20 protein-coding genes are annotated in these 24,074 nt (G+C 48.1%); 18 read left to right on the forward strand and 2 right to left on the reverse strand.

All coding sequences use genetic code 11. The annotated features are described in order from the left end of the window. Positions 1-104: 104 nt before the first annotated feature. Together B0X71_RS02245 and hflX are read left to right on the forward strand one after the other, a co-directional pair. Positions 105-809 (forward strand): VOC family protein, encoded by a 705-nt coding sequence (locus B0X71_RS02245; RefSeq protein WP_232336828.1) that lies wholly within the window; start codon positions 105-107, stop codon positions 807-809. Between the two features lie 354 nt (positions 810-1,163). Next, positions 1,164-2,435: a GTPase HflX gene (hflX, locus tag B0X71_RS02255; protein ID WP_077590868.1), complete on the forward strand. Its 1,272-nt coding sequence runs from the start codon at positions 1,164-1,166 to the stop codon at positions 2,433-2,435. A gap of 410 nt (positions 2,436-2,845) precedes the next feature. Here the strand turns inward: hflX and B0X71_RS02265 are convergent, their stop codons facing one another. Further along, positions 2,846-4,513 (reverse strand): ABC transporter ATP-binding protein, encoded by a 1,668-nt coding sequence (locus tag B0X71_RS02265; RefSeq protein ID WP_232336829.1) that lies wholly within the window; start codon positions 4,511-4,513, stop codon positions 2,846-2,848. A 199-nt stretch (positions 4,514-4,712) separates the two neighbouring features. On the opposite strand from B0X71_RS02265, the gene B0X71_RS02270 reads away from it, so the two are divergent. From B0X71_RS02270 to B0X71_RS02290, 5 genes are all read left to right on the forward strand, one after another. Next, positions 4,713-5,525 (forward strand): DUF6612 family protein, encoded by an 813-nt coding sequence (locus B0X71_RS02270; RefSeq protein WP_077587932.1) that lies wholly within the window; start codon positions 4,713-4,715, stop codon positions 5,523-5,525. Positions 5,526-5,811: 286 nt separating this feature from the next. Further along, entirely contained in the window at positions 5,812-6,762 is a 951-nt protein-coding gene (locus B0X71_RS02275) for an ABC transporter permease (protein WP_077587933.1), read from the forward strand. Next, on the forward strand, positions 6,755-7,705 hold the full coding sequence (locus B0X71_RS02280) for an iron chelate uptake ABC transporter family permease subunit (protein WP_077587934.1): 951 nt from the start codon (positions 6,755-6,757) through the stop codon (positions 7,703-7,705). Before B0X71_RS02275 ends, B0X71_RS02280 begins: the two co-directional genes overlap by 8 nt. Continuing rightward, positions 7,702-8,463: an iron ABC transporter ATP-binding protein gene (locus B0X71_RS02285; RefSeq protein ID WP_077587935.1), complete on the forward strand. Its 762-nt coding sequence runs from the start codon at positions 7,702-7,704 to the stop codon at positions 8,461-8,463. Before B0X71_RS02280 ends, B0X71_RS02285 begins: the two co-directional genes overlap by 4 nt. Before the next feature lie 35 nt (positions 8,464-8,498). After that, entirely contained in the window at positions 8,499-9,443 is a 945-nt protein-coding gene (locus B0X71_RS02290) for a siderophore ABC transporter substrate-binding protein (RefSeq protein WP_077587936.1), read from the forward strand. Positions 9,444-9,486: 43 nt separating this feature from the next. Here the strand turns inward: B0X71_RS02290 and B0X71_RS02295 are convergent, their stop codons facing one another. Continuing rightward, positions 9,487-9,828, reverse strand: a complete 342-nt coding sequence (locus B0X71_RS02295) for a YflT domain-containing protein (protein ID WP_077587937.1) — start codon at positions 9,826-9,828, stop codon at positions 9,487-9,489. Positions 9,829-9,994: 166 nt separating this feature from the next. On the opposite strand from B0X71_RS02295, the gene B0X71_RS02300 reads away from it, so the two are divergent. The 11 genes from B0X71_RS02300 (at position 9,995) to B0X71_RS02350 (ending at position 23,867) form a co-directional block, all read left to right on the forward strand. Then, the gene (locus B0X71_RS02300) at positions 9,995-10,636 is read left to right on the forward strand and encodes a uracil-DNA glycosylase (RefSeq protein ID WP_077587938.1); all 642 of its coding nucleotides are present in this window, start codon (positions 9,995-9,997) and stop codon (positions 10,634-10,636) included. 96 nt (positions 10,637-10,732) lie between these two features. Beyond that, positions 10,733-11,542 carry a zinc transporter ZupT gene (zupT, locus tag B0X71_RS02305; RefSeq protein WP_077587939.1) on the forward strand — a complete coding sequence of 270 codons (810 nt, stop codon included), beginning with the start codon at positions 10,733-10,735 and terminating at the stop codon, positions 11,540-11,542. A gap of 114 nt (positions 11,543-11,656) precedes the next feature. Beyond that, positions 11,657-12,892: an MFS transporter gene (locus B0X71_RS02310; protein ID WP_077587940.1), complete on the forward strand. Its 1,236-nt coding sequence runs from the start codon at positions 11,657-11,659 to the stop codon at positions 12,890-12,892. A gap of 107 nt (positions 12,893-12,999) precedes the next feature. Further along, positions 13,000-13,848: a GNAT family N-acetyltransferase gene (locus tag B0X71_RS02315; RefSeq protein ID WP_077587941.1), complete on the forward strand. Its 849-nt coding sequence runs from the start codon at positions 13,000-13,002 to the stop codon at positions 13,846-13,848. A gap of 223 nt (positions 13,849-14,071) precedes the next feature. Beyond that, complete coding sequence (gene abc-f / locus B0X71_RS02320; RefSeq protein WP_077587942.1) at positions 14,072-15,712, forward strand: ribosomal protection-like ABC-F family protein; 1,641 nt, start codon at positions 14,072-14,074, stop codon at positions 15,710-15,712. Positions 15,713-16,348: 636 nt separating this feature from the next. Beyond that, positions 16,349-17,950 carry a glycoside hydrolase family 13 protein gene (locus B0X71_RS02325; RefSeq protein WP_077587943.1) on the forward strand — a complete coding sequence of 534 codons (1,602 nt, stop codon included), beginning with the start codon at positions 16,349-16,351 and terminating at the stop codon, positions 17,948-17,950. A gap of 202 nt (positions 17,951-18,152) precedes the next feature. Then, on the forward strand, positions 18,153-19,457 hold the full coding sequence (locus tag B0X71_RS02330; protein ID WP_077587944.1) for an ABC transporter substrate-binding protein: 1,305 nt from the start codon (positions 18,153-18,155) through the stop codon (positions 19,455-19,457). Between the two features lie 70 nt (positions 19,458-19,527). After that, complete coding sequence (locus tag B0X71_RS02335) at positions 19,528-20,388, forward strand: carbohydrate ABC transporter permease (protein WP_077587945.1); 861 nt, start codon at positions 19,528-19,530, stop codon at positions 20,386-20,388. Next, a complete protein-coding gene (locus B0X71_RS02340) occupies positions 20,388-21,203 on the forward strand; it encodes a carbohydrate ABC transporter permease (protein WP_077587946.1) in 816 nt (271 codons plus the stop codon). Before B0X71_RS02335 ends, B0X71_RS02340 begins: the two co-directional genes overlap by 1 nt. 12 nt (positions 21,204-21,215) lie before the next feature. After that, positions 21,216-22,235, forward strand: a complete 1,020-nt coding sequence (locus B0X71_RS02345) for a LacI family DNA-binding transcriptional regulator (protein WP_077587947.1) — start codon at positions 21,216-21,218, stop codon at positions 22,233-22,235. A 12-nt stretch (positions 22,236-22,247) separates the two neighbouring features. Then, the gene (locus B0X71_RS02350) at positions 22,248-23,867 is read left to right on the forward strand and encodes a glycoside hydrolase family 13 protein (protein WP_077587948.1); all 1,620 of its coding nucleotides are present in this window, start codon (positions 22,248-22,250) and stop codon (positions 23,865-23,867) included. Positions 23,868-24,074: the final 207 nt, after the last annotated feature.

The raw sequence follows: 24,074 nt of genomic DNA on the forward strand, positions 1-24,074 counted from the left end.
TAAACGCTGTGAATGCCAAAATGAGTTTGCGGGAACAGAAAATGGGGTAAAATCATACATTCTATCCGTGGCTTACGGCGGGCAAGGAAGGGTGATAAGTGCTGATGCTGGACCATATTGTTCATCTTACACGAAAAGACCCGGAATATACAGTTAAAATATGGAAAAAAGAAGGGCTGCATGCCGTTGTCGGAGGGAGGCATCGGCAATGGGGTACGCAAAATGCCTTGCTTTATACAGCAACCAGTTATGTTGAATGGCTTTCATTAGAAGAGCAGGAGACAGCAAAACTGGCAAATCATCCCCTGACGGAATTGCTGCTGCATGACGAAGTGGGATTCGGAACGATCTGCCTGCGGACAGATGATATACACGAAACAGATCAGCGGCTGCAAAGAGCGGGCTTTACAACTACCGGCGTGATGCCGGCTGAACGGCAGACTGCGTCAGGCGCTACACGCCGTTGGCAGCTTCTTTTCATTAAAGAGGAAATTTCTGATGAACTTCCGTTTCCATTCTTCATTGAATGGGAAGAAGAGGATGCATCGCGGTATGAAAAACTGCGGAGAGATGGCACAATTCTGCCTGAAAACGAAGCATTGAATATCGAAAAATGCGTATTCGGTGTCAAAGAACCGGCTACAGCAGAAGAAAGGTGGAAAAGATTGCTGGGCGGTTCGCTTCAGCTGCCGAATTGCCGGATGGAATTCCGCGAATCAACCAATCAGCGGGAGCGGCTGGAAGAGGTGGTTTTTAAAAATGGGACCCGGAAAATGATGTTTGAACAAGGGCGGTATTTGGTCCCGTAACCGCACAAAAAAACCAAAAAGAAAATATTTACAACTTACCAGCTTTTTGCTTTTATTTTATCTGCATTCGGAAAAAGAAAGCAGGCCACACAGCCGTCGGTTAAGTTACTTGTTGTCAATCCTCCGGCAGACACCGTGTTTCCCGTATCTGTCACCTCACCTGAACAACCGGTTGTGAATTTCAATGCCATTGAAGAAAGTCCAAAGTTTTGTGAGCTGATCCGTGTGAATACAGGCGGCTTCCGCCAGCTGTAATGCTGGCTTGAATCCATGGATAAAAGAAAAAACCGGAAGAAGGGCGTTTTGCCCTTCTTTTTTCGTGGGTAAACATCAGGAAAGGAGGGCTCGGTTATGATGGAACAATTAATTGAAAAAGCGATTATTGCAGGCGTTCAGCTGCAAAGTGATATACATTTTGATTATGAAATGGAAGAGCTTCGAAATTTAGCGGAAGCATGTGATGTTGATGTAGTCGGGGAAGTCCGCCAAAGCTTGGAGCGGGTGAATCCCGCTTACTTCGTCGGAAAAGGGAAAGCGGAAGAGATCCGGAATTTGTACGAGGAGATGGATGCGAACCTCGTTATCTTTAATGATGAACTGTCACCTTCTCAAATCCGCAACCTGGAAGAGATCCTTGAATGTAAAGTCATTGATCGGACGATGCTTATTCTGGATATTTTCTCGAGGCGGGCAAAGACGAGAGAAGCGCAAGTGCAAGTCGAACTGGCGCAGCTTCAGTACTTGCTGCCCCGGCTGGTCGGCATGCGGGCATCGCTCAGCCGGGTCGGAGGCGGTACGAGCGGCAGCTCTGCCACCAGAGGGGCCGGTGAAACAAAACTGGAACTCGACCGCCGGAAAATTGAAGACCAGATCAGCCGGCTCCGAAAAGAACTGGAACAGATCCGGGACCAGCGTGAGACCCAACGCAAGCGGCGAACCCGGAATGCGGTGCCGGTTGTCTCGCTCGTCGGTTACACGAATGCCGGGAAATCCACTATCATGAACGGGCTGCTGCATGAAACCAGCCATGCAGAGGCAAAGCAGGTATTTGAAAAAGATATGCTGTTTGCTACGCTTGAGACATCTGTACGGCAAATTGCGTTGCCGGACAATAAATCGTTTTTACTGTCGGACACTGTCGGCTTTGTGTCAAAACTCCCGCACCATCTTGTACAGGCTTTCCGATCAACATTGGAAGAAGCACGGAATGCAGATCTACTTTTGCATGTCGTTGATGTATCGGACGAGGAGTACCGCCACATGGTGGATGTAACTGAATCGACACTGCAGTCGGTCGGCGTTGAGAATGTGCCAGTGGTTTACGTCTATAACAAAGCGGACCAGGCACACATCGAGTACCCGAAAGCGAGCGGTGATAGCCTTTGGATTTCTGCGAAGCAAGGAGCGGGGCTTGATCTGCTGCTTAAAACCATTCGGAAACATATCTTTGCTGACTATGTGACATGTCGGCTCATGGTGCCATATGACCGGGGAGATATCGCAGCTTATCTGAATGACCGGGCAGCCGTGCTCGGAAATTCATACGAAGAAGAAGGAACAATTATCAAAGCGGAATTGAGTCCCATTGACTATGACCGGTTTTCCGAATTTGTAATTGGAAAATAAGAAAAGCGCAAGCGCCTTGCAAGCCCCGACAAGCGCTGGAGGGCCAGCTGAAGATGGCGTATTTTGCCATCAGAAGCGGGACCGAAGCAACCTCGAAGGGCTAGGCGCTGAAGACTGGACAAAGAAAAGCGCAAGCGCCTTGCAAGCCCCGACAAGCGCTGGAGGGCCAGCTGAAGATGGCGTATTTTGCCATCAGAAGCGGGACCGAAGCGACCTCGAGGGGCTAGGCGCTGAAGACTGGACAAAGAAAAGCGCCAGTGCTCCATATTTAAGGGAAAAGCGCAACGGCTTTCGTAGGCCGCTGCGCTTTTAAATTGTTGTGGATCTTAATCTATTTTTCATAAGAGTTCTATTTGGCGGAAAGCGAATTCTATTGGCGGAAACTAGTTGTTGTTTGCTAAAGCTTATTTCTATTGCTGGAATTGAATACGGTGCAGGTTCGCAAAGATACCGTCCTGTTCGATCAGCTCGGAATACCCGCCTTCTTCCGCAATGCCTTCCGGCGTGACTACGACGACCCGGTCCGCTTCCCGAATAGTGGCGAGGCGGTGGGCAATGATCAGCGTCGTCCGATTCTCCGCCAACTCAGTCAGCGCCTGCTGAATAATGCGTTCTGTCTCTGTATCCAAAGCGGATGTTGCTTCATCCAGAATCAGGATCGGCGGGTTCTTCAGGAATGTCCGGGCGATGGCGAGCCGCTGTTTTTGGCCGCCGGACAGTTTTAGGCCCCGCTCACCAATCTGGGTTTCATAGCCATGCGGCAGCGCGGAAACGAATTCTTCTAAATGAGCACGGCGGGCAGCCTCGTAAATTTCATCGTCTGTCGCACCGCGTTTGCCGTAAGCGATGTTTTCCTTGATGGAACCGGTGAAGAGAAAGACGTCTTGCTGCACGATACCGATATGGGATCGCAGTGACTTTTTCGTCATATCCCGGATATCAATACCATCAATCGTGATTGCACCTTCATCGACATCGTAGAAACGTGGAATAAGAGAACAAATGGTCGTTTTCCCTGCACCTGACGGACCGACGAACGCAACTGTCTCGTTGGCATTCACATTTAAAGAGATATGATTCAGCACTTGTTTATGCTCATCGTAGCCGAAGGATACATCCCGGAACGCGATATTACCTTCGAGTTTCCCGATATCGACTGCGTCTTTCCGGTCCAGCACTTCGGTTTCCTGGTCGATCAGCTCCCGAAAACGATTGAAACCGGCCATTCCTTTTGGATAAAGTTCCAAGAGTGCAGAAATCTTATCGATCGGCTTGATCAGGACATTCAAGTAAAGGACGAAACTGACAAGTTCTCCATACGACAGCGATCCCTGATAGCTGAGCCAGGCACCGTAGACAAGAACAACAAGCGTCAGCAGCCGGGTCATCATGTAGATGCTTGAATGAGTTGCCGCCATAACGCGGTATGCAACAAGTTTCGCCCGGCGGAACAAGCTGTTGTCGCCTTGGAAGCGTTCAATTTCAAAGTCTTCATTTGTGAATGACTGAACGACGCGCGCACCCGATACACTGTCTTCAACCCGGGCATTGACATCGGCCACTTTGCCATACAGCGCCGTCCATGCCTTATTCATCTTAATATTGCTGAACGTGATGAGCCAGATCAGGAACGGAATGACGATCAGTGTCACAAAGGCAAGCTGTGGGTTGATCCAGAACATGATGCCGAAAGCACCGAAGAATGTCATGATGGCGATGAAGAAATCTTCCGGTCCATGGTGGGCGAGTTCTCCGATATCAAATAAGTCAGTTGTGATTCGGCTCATAATATGACCGGTTTTTGTGTTATCGAAAAACTTGAAGGACTGCCGCTGCACATGGGTGAACAATTCTTCCCGCATATCGGTCTCAATATTGATGCCGAGTTTATGGCCGAGATAGCTTACAACGAATTGCAGGAATGTGGACAATAGGAAGACGATGAGCAGAAGCGCACTGACCGTAACAATCGTATTCCAGTCATCTCCCGGTAGCAGTTCATCGATGAACCACTGGACGGCGATCGGGAATGCAAGCTCCAGAATAGCCACAATGACCGCACTTGAAAAATCGATCATGAATAATCGCTTATGCGGTTTGTAATAGGAAAAGAATTGTTTCAGTCTCAATAAAATCACCTCTATGAAATTGCTGGTCATTGAAAGTATAGTCCAAATCGGAAATAAAACAAATTGCCGGTTCTTTTTCCTGTTTTTTGGAACTTTTTTTGTGCTTATCCGTATTGTAGGATAAGGACTGAAGAGGAGATGAGTGTGATTGAAAAAATGGTTACCGGTAATTGGAACAGGTGCATTGGCAGTCAGCCTTGCAGCTTGCGGAGCACAGACAGAGAACGGGTTGACAGTGGAAGAGGTATTTGCAAAATCAGCAGAGGCATCTGAGGAAGTAAACAGTATGCACGCTGAAATGGCGATTGAGCAAACGATCACATCAGAAGAGATGGATATGTCCACTTCGATGGATATGGCAGTTGATATGGTCGTGGAACCGCTGGCGATGCATCAGGAAGGTACAGTTATAATCAAAGCGCCGGAAATGCCGGAAATGCCGATGGAAATGGAAATGTATATGACCCCAGAAGGTATTTACATGCATGACGGCATGTCCGGTGGCTGGATCAAGATGCCGGGAGATGATGTGGAACAGATGCAGGCGATGATGAATCAGCAGGCAGCAGATCCGGCAGAGCAGCTGGAACAGCTGGAGCCATTCCAGGATGATTTCACATTTGAAGAAACAGAAGAGGCATACGTCCTGTCACTTGATGCATCAGGCGAGGAGTTCCAACAGCTGCTCGACCAGGAAATGGAGAACCTGGCGGATCAGCTTGGAGCGGAAGGAGCGGAAACGCTCGGTGAAGTGGAGATCAAGTCCGTTCAATATAAGATTGATATTAATAAAGAAACGTATATGACAGAATCGCTCGATATGACGATGGATCTTTCCATGACAGCGGAAGGCGAAACAGTCGATGTGATACAAAAAGTTGAATCCGTGTTTTCGCAGTTTGATGAAATTGAAGCGATTTCTGTACCACAGGATATCATCGACCAGGCGCAGGAATTTTAAAAAGGAAATAAACCCGTGTCCGTTTTTGCAGTTAGCCTGCAGAGGGGACATGGGTTTGTTGTTTTTCAGCCTGGAAATAATTATTTGTTTCACTTGATGAAAGAGGGAAATTGTTTTGCGGCGGAATTATGACAAACTAAGTAACTTTCTAATTATTTTCCAGTTCATTGAAAATAATTCTCAATAACCTATTGACTGTAAATAACAGGATGCTATACTAAGTCTGGTAATGATAATCATTATCACCGGTTGATAATCCCAATTTACAGATGAATGAGTGAGAGTAATGAAGAAACGCATTTTAATACCTGCATTAATCATCCTGTCGTTCATCTCTCTGTTTGTAGGTGTCAGTGATATCCGGCCGCTGGATCTTCTGGATCCCGGATCGGAAGAAACACAGATTTTCATGATCAGCCGTTTTCCCCGGCTGGTGGCGATTTTGCTGGCAGGGGCCGGCATGAGTATGGCGGGTCTCATCATGCAACAGCTTAGCCGGAACAAGTTTGTCTCGCCGACAACAGCTGGCACGCTGGATGCAACAAGGCTTGGTATTCTCGTCTCGATGCTGTTGTTTTCCGGAGCATCCATGATGTGGCAGCTGCTGATCGCATTTGCCTTTGCACTGGCCGGAACGTTTTTGTTCATGCAAATCCTGGACCGCATCAAATTCAAAGATGCCATCTTCATCCCGCTCGTTGGGCTAATGTTCGGGAATATCCTGTCATCCATCGCGACATTCTTTGCTTACCGGGCTGACATTATTCAAAATATGTCCGCTTGGCTGCAAGGTGATTTTTCGATGATCATGAAAGGCAGCTATGAACTTCTTTACATAAGTATTCCGGTATTTTTGATTGCTTACTTTTATGCCAACCGCTTTACGGTTGCCGGTATGGGAGAGGATTTTGCCAGGAATCTCGGCATGAATTATCGGACCATTGTCAATATCGGGTTGGTTTTAGTTGCCCTTATCACAGTGACAGTCGTGCTGACAGTCGGCATGATTCCGTTCCTGGGCTTGATCATTCCGAATATCGTTTCGATATTCAAAGGGGACCACCTGCGGAAAACGTTGCCGCATACAGCGATGCTTGGTGCCATCTTCCTGCTGGTCTGCGATATTTTGGGACGATTGCTCATTTATCCGTATGAAATATCGATCAGTCTGATGGTCGGCGTCATTGGCAGCTTTGTCTTCCTCTATTTGCTCTTTAGGAGGCAGGCGTATGCGTGATACATCAAAACTGCTGCTGTTAACCGCCCTTGCGCTGCTGTTCTGTGGAATCTATTTATTCCATGACTTGAATGGGAGTTTCGATTATGCCCTGCCGCGCCGCGGTGTGAAAGTTTTCGCCATGGTGCTGACTGCAGTATCGATCGCCTATGCGACCGTCGTGTTCCAGACCATCACCCATAACCGGATTTTAACGCCGAGCATTATGGGGCTGGATTCACTTTATATGTTGCTGCAGACGGTACTGGTATTCTTCCTTGGCTCCACCCATATCACAATCATCAATAAACAGCTCAATTTTGCGCTTTCAACGGTCGCGATGGTCGTGTTCGCCTTTTTGTTTTACCGGTTTCTATTCCGTAAAGGCAACCGCCCGATCTATTTTCTGCTGCTTGTCGGAATTATCCTTGGCACTTTCTTCGGAAGCATTTCGACGTTCCTGCAGGTGCTGATCGACCCCAATGAATTCCAGGTGATTCAGGACCGGATGTTTGCAAGTTTCAATAATGTGAATGGGGATCTTGTCTGGACGTCCGTTGCTGTTGTCAGCATTTTGCTGATCTTTGCCTGGCGGCAGAACACCTATCTGGATGTACTGTCTCTCGGTCGCGATACCGCGATCAATCTGGGTGTCGATTACGATGCGCTTGTGAAGCGTATGCTGATTCTGGTTGCAGTGCTGATATCCGTTGCTACGGCGCTTGTCGGCCCAATCACTTTCTTCGGGCTGATTGTGGCTAACCTGGCTTATCAGTTTTTCAGTTCTTATAAGCATTCCATCGTCATCGCCGGATCCGTGCTGATCAGTATCATCGCGTTGACCGGCGGCCAGTGGGTGGTGGAGCGGGTATTCACATTCTCAACAACTCTGAGCGTCATCATCAATTTCGTCGGTGGGATTTACTTCATCTATTTGCTGTTAAAGGAGAGTCGATCTGCATGATTCAAGTTCGCGAACTATCAAAGTTTTACGGAAAGAAACCGGTCATCGAGAAAGTATCTGTCAATATCCAGCGCGGTCAGATTACATCGTTCATCGGACCGAACGGAGCAGGGAAATCAACACTCCTGTCAATGGTCAGCCGGCTGATCGATGCCGATACGGGAAGCGTGCTGATTGACCAGACCGATTCGAAAAAACTGAAATCCAATGAGTTTTCGAAACGTGTTTCAATTCTCAAGCAGTCAAATTACATGAATGTAAGGCTTACGATCCGGGAATTGGTTGCTTTCGGCCGCTTTCCGCATTCAAAGGGCAGGCTGACGGCAGAAGACGAAGAGATGATCGACCGGTCCATTGATTACATGAATTTGAAAGACCTGGAAGACCGGTATTTGGATGAGTTGTCCGGCGGGCAGCGCCAGCGTGCATTTGTCGCCATGGTGATCGCCCAGGATACAGAATACATTCTGCTCGATGAACCGTTGAATAACCTGGACATGAAGCATTCGGTCCAGATTATGAAAATCCTCCGCCGGCTGGTGGATGAGCTTGGCAAGACAGTAGTCATTGTCCTGCATGATATCAATTTTGCTTCCGTCTATTCCGATCGCATTGTTGCATTAAAGGACGGCCAGGTCATCAAGGATGGCCCGACGCATGAAATCATTCAATCGGCCGCATTGAAAGAAATTTATGACATGGATATTCCGATTCAGCAGATGGATAATTGCCGGATCTGTGTTTACTTTAACTCGTGATATCAAATTAAAATAAAAACTAGGAGATGCTAATTATGAAAAAATGGCTATTGGCGATTTTCGCTATCACAGTGCTGTTCGTACTGGCAGCGTGCGGAGCGGAAGAAGAGGCGAATGAGGCAAGTGTTGCAGGAGCAGAAACAGAGACTCTAACGATTGAACATAAACTTGGTGAAGCGACATTCGAGCAAAATCCGGAAAAAGTCGTTGTGTTTGATTTCGGTGTGCTGGATACACTGGATGCATTGGAAGTTGAAGTGGCAGGCGTGCCGCAAATGCTGATCCCTGAATACCTCGAGAAATACAACGGGGAAGAGTACACAAATGCCGGCAGTCTGAAAGAGCCGGATTTCGAAGCGATCCATGCACTGGATCCTGATCTGATCATCATTTCTGCCCGCCAGGCAGAATTATACGAGGAATTCACAGACATTGCACCGACTTTATATGTGGAACTCGATACGGCCAATTATATGGAGTCATTCGAATCCAATATGACACTTTTAGGTGAAGTATTCGGCAAAGAAGCGGAAGTGGAAGAGCAACTTGCAGCGATTGACAGCCGGATTGCCGAAGTGCAGGAATTGGCCGCGGCTTCTGAGGAAAAAGCACTTGTTGTTCTGGCGAATGAAGGAAAAGTGAGTGCTTATGGGCCGGCTTCACGTTTCGGCTGGATCCATGACGTACTCGGTGTGGCTGCTGTTGACGAAAGCATTGAAGTATCGACGCACGGTCAGAGCATCACATTTGAATACATCCTGGAACGCAATCCGGATACGTTGTTTGTCATTGACCGGACAGCGGCAGTTGGTGGCGAAATCGGCGCTAAAGAAACAATCGAAAACGAATTGGTGAAAAAGACGAACGCTTATCAGAATGATGGCATTGTTTACCTTGACCCGGACTTCTGGTACCTGTCCGGCGGCGGTCTGCAGTCTGTCAGCCAGATGGTTGAAGACGTTGCTTCTGCCATTCAATAAGGATAAAAGCCCGGGTGCGAATGCACCCGGGCTTTTTCGTGCGCTATAACGTGAACCCGTCAGGCGTGTTTACAGCAACAATGATGATTTTTTCTTCATCCAATTTCTCTTTTAAGTACGTGGCTTCTGTTTCCGTGAATCCGAACTTCCGGAACTGGTTGGTCAATTGGCTGTCAGTGTTCCCGAAAATCCGGGTGATGGCTGAGCCGATCCCGGATCCCGGGCCGGGTGTATTGGCATCCCCCATTTTGGCGATCCGCTTTGAATGCTGGTCCGTCTGGGTGAATACATAAATGTCCTTGGCATCAATTCCGTGGGCCTGCATTTCTTCGATTCCTTGAACGGCTTCTGTATCCGAATGGTACTCCCTGTACAAAGTAGTCATATGTCATACCCTCCGTTTCTGAATCATTCAAGTGGCAAAGGACGTCCAGTTGCTCCTATCTTCCGATTGGTGTGTATAACGCTATGTTTACCACTAATCTTCTGAATGAAAACCGGCTTATGATACGATAACAGCAGAACTAACGGGAGACAGGAGGAGAGTGGGCATGTACCGAATATCCGAAGAACTGGCAGAGCTTGGACGAAAGAGAATAGAGGGATTTCCGGTAGAGGGATTTGTCTATGGATCCGGCCCGTCAAAACCGGTGTTCATGATGGTTGGAGAAGCACCGGGAGAGACAGAAGTCCATTCCAATATTCCGTTCACCGGAAGAGCGGGGAAGGAGCTGATGGCTTCCCTTCAGTCAATTGGCCTTACCCGGGAGGACGTTTATATTACAAGTGCAGTCCGGAGCCGGCCTTACAGATGGGAAGAAAAGAAAGAACGGGATGGAACTGTAACTGAACGGAAATACAATCGGCCGCCGACCAAAAAAGAAATTATTGCACATGCACCGATTTTGGATGCTGAAATACGGGATATCAAACCGCCGCTGATTGTGACGCTTGGCAACGTCGGTCTGCAGCGCCTGACAGGACCGAAATCGAAAGTAACAGAACTGCATGGCACCCTTCTTGAAACGCCTGTCCGCCAGTGGAATGAAGAGGCGGGGAAGTACATAGAAACGGAAGAAAACTATTATGTCTTTCCGACATTTCATCCGGCCAGTGTATTCTACAATCCTCCGGTCCGGGAATGGTTGCAGGAAGACTGGAAGAGGCTTGGCCAATTGCTGGATAGAAAGTGAACAATCTGAAACCTTCCTTTGCATAAAAAAGTTGCGCTAAGGAAACACTAGCGGTAGAATAGCTGTAATCAAGCTTGAACAGAAGGAAGGTTTCTCATGGACTTTACAGTTGTTATTGCTTTTGCACTGACACTTTTTGCGGGATTGGCTACTGGTATCGGCAGTCTGATCGCTTTAATGGCCTCCCGCACGAATACAAAATTTTTATCGCTGGCTCTCGGGTTCTCTGCTGGTGTAATGATCTATGTTTCGATGATTGAAATTTTCGTAAAAGCAAAGGACTCCCTTACTGGTGTATATGGCTCTACTGGCGGTTACTGGGTAACGCTCGCCGGGTTCTTTGGCGGCATGATTTTCATGGCGGCACTTGACCGGGTACTTCCGCAACTGGGCAACCCGCATGAAGTGAAAACAGTTGAAGATATGACGGAAGGGCCGACAAATGCAGAATATGCCCGTCTGCGGAAAATGGGGATTTTCACTGCACTTGCCATCGGTATCCATAACTTTCCGGAGGGCATCGCTACGTTCATATCTGCAATACAAGATCCGGCACTTGGTCTGGCGATCGCAATCGCAGTTGCTATTCATAATATTCCGGAAGGGATTGCGGTCTCCGTGCCGATTTATTATGCAACGGGTGACCGGAAGAAAGCCTTCAAATACAGCTTTCTATCCGGCATTTCAGAACCGATCGGTGCCGTGGCGGCCTGGCTTTTCCTGATGCCTTACATGAGCGACACATTGTTTGGGATTGTATTTGCCGGGGTAGCCGGCATCATGATCTTTATATCGCTGGACGAATTGCTTCCGGCGGCAAAAGAATATGACGAAGCGCATCTGTCCATTTACGGACTGGTCGGAGGAATGGCTGTCATGGCGGCCAGCCTCGTACTCATTGCCTGAAGACATTCCGGAATATTCTTACTTATTTCAAATGCATTGTCAGATGTTCGTTGAACACGTATAGTGTATGTGTAAAGACAGTACATTACATGTGTAAAGACAAGGGGAATGAAAATGGCAGTTACAGCTGAAAAAGGACAGGTACCCATTTCACGCAACCGCCTCCTTGGCGTTGCGGGTCTGGCTTGGATGTTCGATGCCATGGACGTCGGCATCTTATCGTTTGTCATCGCTGCATTGCAGAGCGACTGGAATTTGACTGCGGGACAGATGGGCTGGATCGGCAGTGTGAATTCGATCGGTATGGCGGTCGGCGCATTTGTGTTCGGCATTTACGCCGACCGGGTTGGCCGCAAAAAAGTATTTATTATTACCTTATTACTGTTTTCGATTGCCAGCGGGTTGTCGGCATTTACAGCATCGCTGGCAGCCTTCATGATTCTGCGCTTTTTCGTCGGTATGGGGCTTGGCGGTGAATTGCCTGTGGCTTCAACCCTGGTATCGGAAAGCGTCGAAGCAAAAGAACGGGGTCGGACAGTTGTGCTGCTTGAAAGTTTCTGGGCAGCTGGCTGGCTGGTGGCTGCAGTGATCTCATATTTCGTGATTCCATCGTTCGGCTGGCGGGTGGCATTGCTGCTGACAGCACTGCCGGCATTGTATGCGTTGTATTTGCGCATCAGTCTTCCCGATTCACCGCAATTTACAGCCAGGAAGAACATTGGGCGGTCCGTCGCAGATAATGTCAAAGCCGTCTGGACCAAAGCATATGCACGTCCGACGCTGATGCTCTGGATCGTATGGTTCACCGTCGTTTTCTCGTATTATGGGATGTTTTTATGGCTGCCGAGCGTGATGGTATTAAAAGGATTTACATTGATCAAAAGCTTCCAGTACGTGCTGATCATGACGCTCGCCCAGTTGCCGGGTTATTTTACGGCGGCTTGGCTGGTCGAACGTGCAGGGCGTAAATTCGTTCTTGTGGCTTATCTGCTCGGAACAGCCGCAAGCGCGTTCGCGTTTGGGGAAGCGGAAACGGTCACAGCGCTTCTTGTCTGTGGTGCTTTCCTGTCGTTCTTCAATTTGGGGGCATGGGGAGCGCTGTATGCTTATACACCGGAACAGTACCCGACCGTTATCCGTGGAACGGGAGCAGGCATGGCAGCGGCTGTCGGCCGGATCGGCGGGATATTAGGTCCGCTGCTTGTCGGTTGGATGCTGTCAGCCAATGCTGAAATCAGTATCATCTTCACGATTTTCTGTGTGTCCATTATCATTGGCGCTTTGGCAGTCGCGTTCCTCGGAACAGAAACAAAACAGCAAGAACTTGAAACAGACCTGAGAGAATCCTGAGTCCGGCTTCCCGCTTGAGAGCGGGAAGTTTTTTTATTCAGTTAAAAAGGAGATCCCGTCACTGTCTCGAATAGTACATAAGATATGGAATTGAAGAGGTGAAGGAAATGATGTGGCAGTGGTATCATGACCCGGTCGTGTTTGCACAAAAAACGGAACCGGATCTGTACAAACACGAGGATAAATACAGTTTATTCCTTGGAGTGCTCGGGCAGATCCGGCTGGGCCGCTATAAGGAATATATTATGGGAACACTGGAAGAGGACGGCCGATTGCTTGCCGCCTGCCTGATGACCCCGCCGCATCCGCTGCAGATTGTCCTGTTTGAAGACAGGGAAGGTCTCCAGGAAGTGATCGCTGAACAATTCATTGAAGAAGGTATCTCGATTAATGAAGTTGTGGGCGAACGAGTGGCGGCCGAGGGGTTCGCTGCTGTATGGACAGAAAAAACAGGAAGAGAAGCCGCAGTGCTGATGGATCAAGGGCTGTACCGGCTTGACAGCGTAACGCGGGGACTCGCAAAGAGTCCGGGAACGTGGCAGGTCGCCGGCACGGATGATGCGCCGTTGCTTGAGGATTGGTTTATCCAATTCCACCGGGATGTCGGATTGAAAACACCGGCTTCGGAAGAGGCGGCCGAACGGATAGCGGCCTTCCTGAAAGCAAAAGAAGTTTATCTCTGGGAAGTCGACGGTGTGGCGGTTTCCTGCATGAAGCGGGGACGTCCTTCCAAGCACGGCGTTACCGTCTCATTCGTTTTCACGCCTGAAGAACACCGAAGAAAAGGATACGCCCGGTCACTGGTGGCTGAAGTATCAGAAGAACTGCTGGAGACATATGATTTCTGCATGCTCTATACCGATCTGCTGAATCCGACGTCCAATAAAATCTACCGGGAAATCGGCTATCAGCAAATAGCGAATCCCGTCCATCTAACGTTTACAACAACAGATTAAATTGAATATAATGAAAACAACAAACTTGAAAGGGTGACGGGTGGCCGATGGATAACTGATCCTGTTTCTACGCAACCGAATTTTATGGTTCAGCGGAAATTGGATTCGTCTGCCCTTTTTTCATAAAGGCACCCTGCCGGTACCGGCGGGTAATTTGGGTTTTCGAATTCTTCCGACTTTATGCGGAGGAATTTTTTTGTTTCTCCGGCAAGGGGGAATTTTTATGACGATACTTGGAAAATTGACGAATTTACAGCTTGCCTATGATGAACAGACAATTCTGGAAAACGTACAGGCAATTATTCCAAAGGGAGCGCGAATTGCCGTAATCGGCCGGAATGGAGCCGGGAAAACATCTTTGCTTGAAGCGATTGCTGCTAATGATTCCAGCATACAATGGATGGGCCGTTTACCACAGATAATGTACATGCAGCAGGAGATCAAAGGAATCAGTCAGGCGGGAACAACCATAGCAAGCCGAAAACTGAAGTCCCAATGGCATGTGCCACAAAATCACATTAAATTGAGCGGCGTGGAAAAGATGAAGCTGCGGCTGGCTGATGCGTTTGCCGCGCTGGCGGAACTGCTTCTGCTCGATGAACCGACGAATCATCTGGACGCAGCAAGTGTCGGACTGTTAATTGAGCAAATGAATGCCTATGAAGGTACGGTTCTTTTTGTGTCACATGATCGGTATTTTATTGATGAGACAGCGACACATGTTTGGGAACTGGAAGCCCGGCAGCTGAGAATCTATGAAGGGAATTACAGTGCATCGCGACAGGAAAAAGAACATCGGAGACTGACTCAGCAGCGGAAGTACGACCGTCAGCAGGCGAAGGTCGCGATGGTGGAAAATCAGATTGCAGAACTCCAGTCCTGGTCTGGAAAAGCGCATGCTGAATCGACAAAAAAGGATGGCTATAAAGAGTATTACCGGATGAAGGCAAAGAAGAAGGAGGTACAGATCAGAAGTAAACGCAAGCGGCTCGAGGCCGAACTTGAGGAGGGAAAAATCGAAAAACCATATAAGGAACCTGAAATCTTTTTTGAAATCCGAGGAAATGAAAAGAAAGGAAAACGCGTGCTGGAGCTTAATAATATCAGTAAACGGCTCGGAGACCGGACGCTGTTTTCCGACGTATCATTCACCGTCCAGCACGGGGAACGAATCAGACTTGTTGGACCGAACGGCAGCGGCAAAACAACGCTGTTTGATATGATTAATGGCAGAACAGAATACGAAGGGAAGGTCTGGAAGACATCCGGCATGCAGATCGGCTTTTTAAGTCAGGATGTTTTTGATCTGCCGGAAAACCGGACATCGGCAGAATTATTCGGACGGGAAAATTTCGCTGAAGAGGGCGAGGCCCGGACACTGATGAACCATTTAGGGTTCGGGAAAACCCATTGGCAGCAGCCGGTCCAGCAATTGAGCATGGGGGAGCGGGTCAAATTGAAAATGATGGAATTTATGCTGTCAGGCTGTGATGTGCTGTTGCTTGATGAACCAACAAACCACTTGGACCTTCCGTCCCGGGAACAGCTGGAGAAGACCTTACAATCGTTTCCGGGCACACTGCTCATTGCGACCCACGACCGTTACTTCATGGAAAAGCTGGCGGACAAACTACTGGTATTCGAGGAGGGGCGGCTGCTCAAATATGAAGGCAATTACCGGGACTGGACGACAAAAGACGAGCGTAAGGAAACACCGGATTTGCTTCAACTGGAGACTGAACTCCAGGCGGTTCTGGGCAAATTGAGCTTTTTAAATCCGGGAGATGAAGAGTACCGCAAGCTGGATGAACAATTCAATGAACTGATGAAAAGAATCCGGGCAGCAAAAACAACAGATGAATAGCGATCGGATAAAAAGGGGCTGTCCGAAAAGGTCAAAAGACTCGTTTACGACACCTCCCGGTCCGGGATGGGAAAACCGGACGCTTTCGGGTCCACAGGAAGTGGTTCATGCAGCTGGCGCGACAGGACATCGCGTTGCCAGCTGCCAGGACGGATGTCCGAGCCACCGCCGCTCATGCTTCGCGGCGGGGATCTCGGCCACCCGTTCTTCCGCCGGAGTCGCCGGTTTCTCCACCCCGGCTCAAAAAGCAGCGGCAGAACAGGAAAGCGCGTATCTCACCATTTTAGCGAACGGGATCAGCAACTAATAGATCAAAAACGGCGGGAAGAGGACTGAAACTCTCTTTCCGCCTTTATGCATTCTGTCTGATTGTCTCCTTCAACTGGCCTGGCACGGAACGGCGGAAGCCAGCGAACAGCAGCGGCAAAGCAATTGCCGCTGCTGTTTGCGACGAGCTTGCGCAGGAGCAAGCGAGTGTTTGCGCAGCAGAAGCCGTTCTATTATGGAAGAACATCTGGGCAAGATAAGCCTAAGGGCTTTTTGGACAGCCCCTTTAAAGTTGATTGGATAAGTTATTACCTGATTCTCAAATAGATGTGCTAGACTAACAAAAGATTCTGAGAAAGAAGGGATGTTATGGAGAAGTGGTGGAAACGGGCAGTCGTTTATCAAGTGTATCCCCGCAGTTTTATGGATACGGATGGTGATGGCATCGGGGATTTGAACGGAATCACTGAGAAACTGGACTATATTGCTGAGCTGGGGGCAGACGTAATCTGGTTGTCGCCGGTTTATGATTCACCGAATGACGATAACGGTTATGATATTCGGGATTATCAAAGCATTATGACGGAGTTCGGCACGATGGAAGATTTTGACCGACTGCTGGCAGAAGCGCATGCGCGCGGCTTGAAACTGATCATGGATCTTGTCATCAACCACACATCGGATGAACATGAATGGTTCCGCACAAAACCGGAATACTACATTTGGCGGGACAAACCGAATAATTGGCAGTCTTTTTTCAGCGGAACTGCTTGGGCATACGATGAAGTACAGAAGGGTTATTACCTGCACCTGTTTTCAAAAAAGCAGCCGGACCTGAATTGGGAAAATGAAGAGATGCGGGAAGAACTTTATACCATGATGCGCTGGTGGCTCGATAAGGGAGTCGATGGTTTCCGGATGGATGTAATTAACATGATTTCAAAAGATCCGGCCTTCCCGGAAGCCAAAGATGGAGATGGCAATCCGCATTTTTTGAATGGACCGGAGATTCATCGCTATTTGCGGGAAATGAATGACCGGGTGCTGTCTCATTATGATATCGTAACGGTCGGTGAGATGCCTGGCACTTCACCGGAACACGCCCGGGCCTATACGCGGGAAGAAAATAAAGAACTGAACATGATTTTTACATTTGAGCACATGGAACTTGATCAAACCGCAAGAGAAAAGTGGAATTTAAAGAAGCTGGATCTCAGAGAGTTAAAAGCGAATATGGAAAAATGGCAGCATGCATTGCATGAAGAGGGGTGGAATAGCCTATATTGGAATAACCATGACCAGCCACGAATTGTTTCACGTTTCGGAAATGATGGCGAATATAGAGTGGAATCAGCGAAAATGCTGGGTGCCTGTCTCCATTTCATGCAAGGGACCCCTTATATTTATCAGGGAGAAGAACTGGGAATGACGAACGTAAAATTTGACTCCATAGAAGAATATGAGGATATTGAAACACGGAATATGTACAGTGAAAAACTGGCAAAGGGAATTCCGCCGGAAAAAATCATGCCTGCCATCTGGGCAAAGGGCCGGGACAATGCGCGGACACCGATGCAATGGTCCAATGAACCCAACGCCGGATTTACTAAAGGGACGCCGTGGTTAAAAGTGAATCCCTCTTATCCGAAGATAAATGCCGCCTGCAGAAACGAAGAAGGGTCAATTTTTTCGTTTTATCAGTCACTCATCCGCTTGCGGAAAAAGCTTGAGGTGATAACGAATGGAACGTTTACACTTCTGCATCGTGAACATCCCGCTATCTTTGCATACGAACGGGAAACAAAGGCAGAGAAGATAACGGTCTGCTGTAATTTCTCGAATCAACATCAATTGATTGCGCGTCCGAATGGTAAATTGCTGCTGAGTAATTATAAAGAAGTTGAAGAACAGCCGGATCTTTTCCTCAGACCTTATGAGACAGCTGTTTTTTATAGCGGTCCTGCTGAATGATTCAATCAGAAACGGTGGAAGAAAGGATTGAAATACAGCCAAAAAGGAAAGAAAATTTTTAAAATTTTTATTGTGCAAACGTTTTCACCATGCTATTATACAAATAATCACTTGTTGGAAACGCTCATTCGCACAGGTTTCCAATTTTATTTTACGCAGTTTATGCAAACGATTGCACAAAAAACTAAAGGGGGCTTTTACAATGAAGGATTACGGTTTACGCAAGGGGTTATTGGTTTCAATGATGCTATCCGCCGGGGCACTCGCTGCCTGTGGGGCTGAAGAAGAAACGACAGCAGCGACTGCAGGCGAAGATGAAGTAACAGTCGATGTGTTTCAGTTTAAAGTCGAATTTAAAGAGCAGTTTGAAACATTGGCTGCCCAGTATGAGGAAGAAAACCCTGGTGTAAACATTGAAGTCACAACAGTCGGCGGCGGAGAAGATTACGGTGCTGCTTTGCGTTCCCGTTTTGCTTCAGGAGACGAGCCTTCTATCTTTAATATCGGCGGTCCGCAGGATGTGGCTGATTGGAAAGCGAATTTGACAGACTTAACAGATACGGAAGCGGCAAATGCAGCGCTTGACGGCACACTGGAAGGCGTTACAGTGGAATCGGAAGTATTGGGACTCCCTTACAATCAGGAGGGCTACGGCTTCATTTATAACACGCGTATCCTTGAAGAAGCTGGCGTGGACCCTGCTTCCATCACGGATCTTGCCAGTCTGGAAGCGGCTGTAGAGAAAATCGATTCCCAGAAAGAAGACTTGGGCCTGGATGCAGTATTTGCCCTTCCAGGGAAGGAAACGTGGGTAACCGGACTGCATTTGTCCAATACATTCCTTGCGCCCGAATTTGATAACAATGTATTGACTGCATTTGATGCACCTGAAGTTACGTTTGAATATGGAGAGGCATTCAAGAAAATTCTGGATCTGCAGAATGAGTATTCAGTCCAGCCTACATTAAGCCTCGATTATTCCATGCAGGTTGAAGAATTATTTTCAATGGAACGGGTGGCGATCATTCAGCAGGGCAACTGGGTATACGGATCGATTGCCGGAATTGACCAGGAATTGGCAGACAGCGGCATTGGCATGATTCCGATTCCGGTTGATGGGTATGATGAAGGCGGACTGCCGGTCGGCGTACCGATGTACTGGGCAGTGAATTCAGAAGAGAATCCGGAAGTTGTGGAAGCATCCAAAGCTTTCCTTGACTGGATGTATACATCTGAAGCAGGAAAAACTGCAGTGCTGGAAGATTTCAAATTCATTCCGGCTTATGAAGGATACGACACATCGAAAATCTCGGACCCGATGTCCAAAGCAATCTATGATGCTGCCGAAGCAGGCGAGACGATCGGCTGGGTGTTCATGGGCTATCCGACCGGGTGGGGACAGGATCAGCTTGGTGCAGACATTCAGAAGTACTTGAGCGGTGAAGCAAACTGGGAAGAAGTCACTGAATCTGCAAAAACTGCATGGAGCACGGACCGAAGCAACTAATACAATGCCGCAGACAGAGCAGCTTTCGGGCTGCTTTGTTTCGTCAGTGGCGAAAGGAAGGCGATTTTGAATGCGAACACGTGATTTATCCTATTGGCTGTTTCTGGCTCCGGTTCTGTTGGCATTGACGCTGGTGGTCATCATCCCGATGCTCCTTGGCGTTTATTATTCTTTTACTTCCTGGAATGGCATTGTAACCGGCGGATTTGTCGGCCTGCAAAATTATATTGACCTGCTGAAAGACGAGCGATTCCTGGCTTCCCTCTGGTTCACCACCAAATTTTCAGTGGTGTCGGTTATCCTCATTAATTTCATTGGCCTGTCTTTGGCGCTGATTGTGACATCCCGCATCAAATCCAGTAAATTGCTGCGCACCACTTTTTTTATGCCGAATCTGATCGGCGGCCTGATCCTCGGATTCATCTGGCAATTCATCTTTGTGAAAGTTTTTGCCAATATCGGTCAATTGATGGGCATCGAAAGCCTGCAGGGCTGGCTGGCAACGACTGAAACGGGCTTTTGGGGATTAGTCATTTTGATGAGCTGGCAGATGGCTGGTTATATCATGGTCATTTACATCGCATACCTTGAAGGTCTTCCGCAGGAAGTGCTCGAGGCTGCCCAATTGGATTGCCGGAACGAATATCAGCGGTTCCGCTATGTTGTGTTTCCGCTTGTGGCTCCTGCTTTTACGGTAAGTATGTTCCTGACGCTGTCCAACACATTCAAATTATATGATCAGAATTTATCACTGACGGCAGGCGGACCATATAACTCAACAGAGATGGTAGCCATGGAGATATTCAAGACGGCCTTCACACAGAATGCATTCGCTTATGCTCAGGCCAAAGCGGTAGTTTTCTTCGTAATCGTAGCGCTCGTGGCTCTTGTGCAGGTATACATCAATAAACGCCGGGAGGTGGAGATGTGATGCAGAAAAAATGGAATATCCGGACGGAAGTCCTGGGCGTCCTTCTCGGAATCCTGTGGCTGACTCCATTTTATCTAATGTTCGTCAATTCATTCAAAACAAAGAAAGAAATCTTTACTGATACGACCAGTTTGCCTGAAGGTTGGAATATAGCCAATTACACTGAAGCATTTCGAGAACTGGATTTTCTTCAGACCTTAGCCAATTCGCTGCTGATCACGGTAGCGAGTGTCACCTTGATCATTATCTGTTCATCCATGGCCGCTTATTCATTATCCCGGGCGAAAAGTAAGATCAGCACGGTGCTGTTTCTGGCGTTTGTAGCCGCGATGCTGATTCCATTTCAGTCAGTGATGATTCCGCTGGTCACAGTTTTTGGTAATTTTGAAATGTTGAACCGTCCGGGACTGGTGTTTATGTACCTTGGATTCGGAGCGAGCCTATCGATTTTCCTGTACCACGGTGCGCTGAATAACATCTCCAGATCACTTGACGAGGCGGCGACTGTGGACGGAGCGAATCGTTTTCAAGTGTTTTGGTTCATCATTTTTCCGATGCTGAAGCCGATTACAGTCACAGTGGCCATTCTGAATATTATCTGGATTTGGAACGATTATCTGCTTCCTTCGTTGGTCATCAATTCACCGGGCAGTGAAACGCTGCCATTGAAGATGTTCTTCTTCTTCGGTGAATACACAACGCAGTGGCATCTGGCGCTGGCCGGATTGGCACTCGCTATTCTTCCGGTTATTATCTTTTACTTTTTCGCTCAAAGTGCGATTATTAAGGGAGTATCGGATGGAGCTGTAAAATAAGGGGGACCGGCATTGACTGTCACAATTAAAGATGTCGCAAAACATGCGCAAGTATCGCCGTCAACTGTCTCCAGAGTGATCGCTGATAACCCGCGGATCAGTCCCAAGACAAAGGAAAAAGTGAAAGAAGTCATGGAATCCTTGGGGTATCACCCGAACTTTCAAGCGAGAAATCTCGTTATCCAAAAAAGTCAGACACTGGGGATTATTATGGAAAATTCTGCAGCGCTGGCTTTCCAGAACCCATTCTTTCCTGAGGTGCTCCGTGGAATTTCAGCCGCTGCGCACAAGAGCCAGTTTGGGCTGTACTTATCAACAGGAGCGACAGAAGAGGAAATTTTTGAAGAAGTGGTAGCGATGACGCTCGGAAAACGGGTGGATGGGGTGATTTTGCTATACTCCAAGATCGGTGATCGCGTCATGGAGTACTTAAAGAACAGCGGTGTGCCGTTCTCTGTAGTAGGACGGCCGTATGCTCAGGCAGAAACGATTTCCTATGTCGATAACGATAATGTACAGATTGCAAAAGAAGTGACGGACTATTTGATTGGTCTTGGGCACCGGCATATCGCGTTTGTTGGCGGAACTGCTGATTATGTTGTTTCTTTGGACCGTCTGAAAGGTTACCAGCAGGCGCTAACAGATGCGGGACTGCCATTCATTCAGGAATATATTGCAGAGCGGAATCCTATGCAAAGTGATGAAGAAGGAGCGATTCGCCGGTTGATGGAATTGCCGATACGGCCGACTGCCATCGTCACACATGATGACCTCGTTGCCTATGAAGTCATCAGTTATCTGGAAGATATGAAACTTAGTGTACCGGAGGATGTGTCGGTTATCGGATTCAATAACCATGCGATTTCTGAACATTTAAAGCCGCCGCTCAGTTCAGTGGATATTTCCATCTATGAATTGGGCGTGCAGGCAGCTAATTTAGCACTCGAAAAAATACTGGATGAAACGGCTGCGGTACGGAAGGTTACAGTGCCTGCCCGACTGATTGAACGGGGATCCTGCCAGCAGCTTTGAAAGGAAACAGTCATGGAGAAAAAATGGTGGAAAGAAGCAGTTGCATATCAAGTCTACCCCAGGAGTTTTCAAGACTCGAATGGTGATGGGATCGGTGATATTAATGGAGTGACCAGCCGGCTCGATTACCTGAAGGAGCTCGGCATCGATGTTATCTGGGTCTGTCCGTTCTATAAATCCCCTAATGATGATAACGGGTATGACATCAGTGATTATCGTAATGTACTCGAAGAGTTTGGGACAATGGAGGACTTTGACCGGTTACTGCAGGAAGTACATGCCCGGGACATGAAATTGATTATCGACCTCGTCATTAATCATACAAGCGATGAACATCCATGGTTTACTGAGTCGCGTTCTTCCCGGACCAATCCAAAAAGGGATTGGTATATCTGGCAGGATGAGCCGACAAATTGGGAGAGCATTTTTGGTGGGCCTGCCTGGGAGTATGATCCGCAGACTGACCAGTATTATCTACATCTCTTTTCTAAAAAACAGCCGGATCTGAACTGGGAAAACCCTGAGGTTCGGGAGGCGCTGTACGAAATGGTCAATTGGTGGCTCGATAAAGGAATTGATGGCTTCCGGGTGGATGCCATCAGCCATATCAAAAAAGAGTTGACCGATATGCCGGATGCAGCAGGACGCCCATATGTGCCGGCTTGGGAAAAGATGATGAACGTTGAAGGCATCCAGCCGTTTCTGGCTGAACTGCGGGACCGGACATTTGCCCATTATGATATTATGACGGTCGGGGAAGCGAACGGGGTACTGGCCTCGGATATCGAAGAGTGGGTAAGCGAAGAAAACGGGAAGTTCAACATGATTTTTCAGTTTGAAAGCCTGGAATTATGGAACGCCGAATTCACTAAAGGGATTGATGTGCCTGAATTGAAGCAAGTGCTCAGCCGCTGGCAGCAAGGTGTGGCAGGAACAGGATGGAACGCATTATTCGTTGAAAATCATGACCAGCCACGCATTGTCTCGACATGGGGAGATGATGGCCTGTATTGGCGGGAGAGCGCGACAGCAATCGCCACAATGTACTTCCTGATGCAGGGCACGCCATTCATCTACCAGGGACAGGAAATCGGAATGACAAATGCGCCGTTTGATCGCATTGAACAGTACAATGATGTCCGCACGCAGAATCTGTATCATTACAACCGGGCGGAAGGAATGGCGCATGAAGTTGTTATGACCATGATCCATGCGACCAGCCGGGATCATTCCCGGACGCCGATGCAGTGGGACGACAGTCAAACAGCGGGCTTTACGGACGGGGAGCCGTGGCTGGATGTTAACCCGAATAATACTTGGCTGAATGTTGAAGCACAGCAGCGGGACCCGAAGTCTGTGTTGGCTTATTACAGGCAATTGATCGCGCTCAGAAAGCGCAGTTCGACGCTCATCTATGGCAGCTATCAGCTCTATGAGACCGGCTGTGAACAAATCTATGCGTATGAAAGGGAAGATGACGACGGAACAGTGCTGGTCGTCTCAAACCTGAGTCCGCATGCCTGTCTATGGAAAGAACCGGAAGACAGCGAACTTCTCCTCGGCAATTATGATATCCGAAACTCGGCCGAGCTGAAACCGTACGAAGCACGTGTTTATCAAGTAAGGGGCTGACGGTTGAAGCGGCTGAATTGAAATCTTTGTTGAATTCCGACACCATGAACTTTCCGTTCATGGTGTTTTTTTCGTCCGCGGCAAGCGAGCGGTGATGCCTTGATTGCAGACAACTGAAAAATGCCGGTTTTTTAACTCGACTTATATAGCCGGGAAAAAGCGGTTCTTTGCGAACGAGCCAGAAAGGACCGGAGATAAGGATTATTG

Origin of the sequence: Planococcus lenghuensis, from assembly GCF_001999905.1 — a bacterium.
Lineage (GTDB): Bacteria > Bacillota > Bacilli > Bacillales_A > Planococcaceae > Indiicoccus > Indiicoccus lenghuensis.

Bases quoted from the DNA above. Each gene is read 5' to 3' on its own strand.
- B0X71_RS02285 (WP_077587935.1), top strand. From the start codon at position 7,702: ATGATTCAAGTTCGCGAACTATCAAAGTTTTACGGAAAGAAACCGGTC.
- B0X71_RS02280 (WP_077587934.1), top strand. From the start codon at position 6,755: ATGCGTGATACATCAAAACTGCTGCTGTTAACCGCCCTTGCGCTGCTG.
- B0X71_RS02335 (WP_077587945.1), top strand. From the start codon at position 19,528: ATGCGAACACGTGATTTATCCTATTGGCTGTTTCTGGCTCCGGTTCTG.
- B0X71_RS02295 (WP_077587937.1), bottom strand. From the start codon at position 9,828: ATGACTACTTTGTACAGGGAGTACCATTCGGATACAGAAGCCGTTCAA.
- B0X71_RS02245 (WP_232336828.1), top strand. From the start codon at position 105: ATGCTGGACCATATTGTTCATCTTACACGAAAAGACCCGGAATATACA.
- B0X71_RS02275 (WP_077587933.1), top strand. From the start codon at position 5,812: ATGAAGAAACGCATTTTAATACCTGCATTAATCATCCTGTCGTTCATC.
- hflX (WP_077590868.1), top strand. From the start codon at position 1,164: ATGGAACAATTAATTGAAAAAGCGATTATTGCAGGCGTTCAGCTGCAA.
- abc-f (WP_077587942.1), top strand. From the start codon at position 14,072: ATGACGATACTTGGAAAATTGACGAATTTACAGCTTGCCTATGATGAA.
- B0X71_RS02300 (WP_077587938.1), top strand. From the start codon at position 9,995: ATGTACCGAATATCCGAAGAACTGGCAGAGCTTGGACGAAAGAGAATA.
- B0X71_RS02290 (WP_077587936.1), top strand. From the start codon at position 8,499: ATGAAAAAATGGCTATTGGCGATTTTCGCTATCACAGTGCTGTTCGTA.
- B0X71_RS02350 (WP_077587948.1), top strand. From the start codon at position 22,248: ATGGAGAAAAAATGGTGGAAAGAAGCAGTTGCATATCAAGTCTACCCC.
- B0X71_RS02330 (WP_077587944.1), top strand. From the start codon at position 18,153: ATGAAGGATTACGGTTTACGCAAGGGGTTATTGGTTTCAATGATGCTA.
- B0X71_RS02315 (WP_077587941.1), top strand. From the start codon at position 13,000: ATGATGTGGCAGTGGTATCATGACCCGGTCGTGTTTGCACAAAAAACG.
- B0X71_RS02310 (WP_077587940.1), top strand. From the start codon at position 11,657: ATGGCAGTTACAGCTGAAAAAGGACAGGTACCCATTTCACGCAACCGC.
- B0X71_RS02265 (WP_232336829.1), bottom strand. From the start codon at position 4,513: ATGATCGATTTTTCAAGTGCGGTCATTGTGGCTATTCTGGAGCTTGCA.
- B0X71_RS02340 (WP_077587946.1), top strand. From the start codon at position 20,388: ATGCAGAAAAAATGGAATATCCGGACGGAAGTCCTGGGCGTCCTTCTC.
- B0X71_RS02325 (WP_077587943.1), top strand. From the start codon at position 16,349: ATGGAGAAGTGGTGGAAACGGGCAGTCGTTTATCAAGTGTATCCCCGC.
- zupT (WP_077587939.1), top strand. From the start codon at position 10,733: ATGGACTTTACAGTTGTTATTGCTTTTGCACTGACACTTTTTGCGGGA.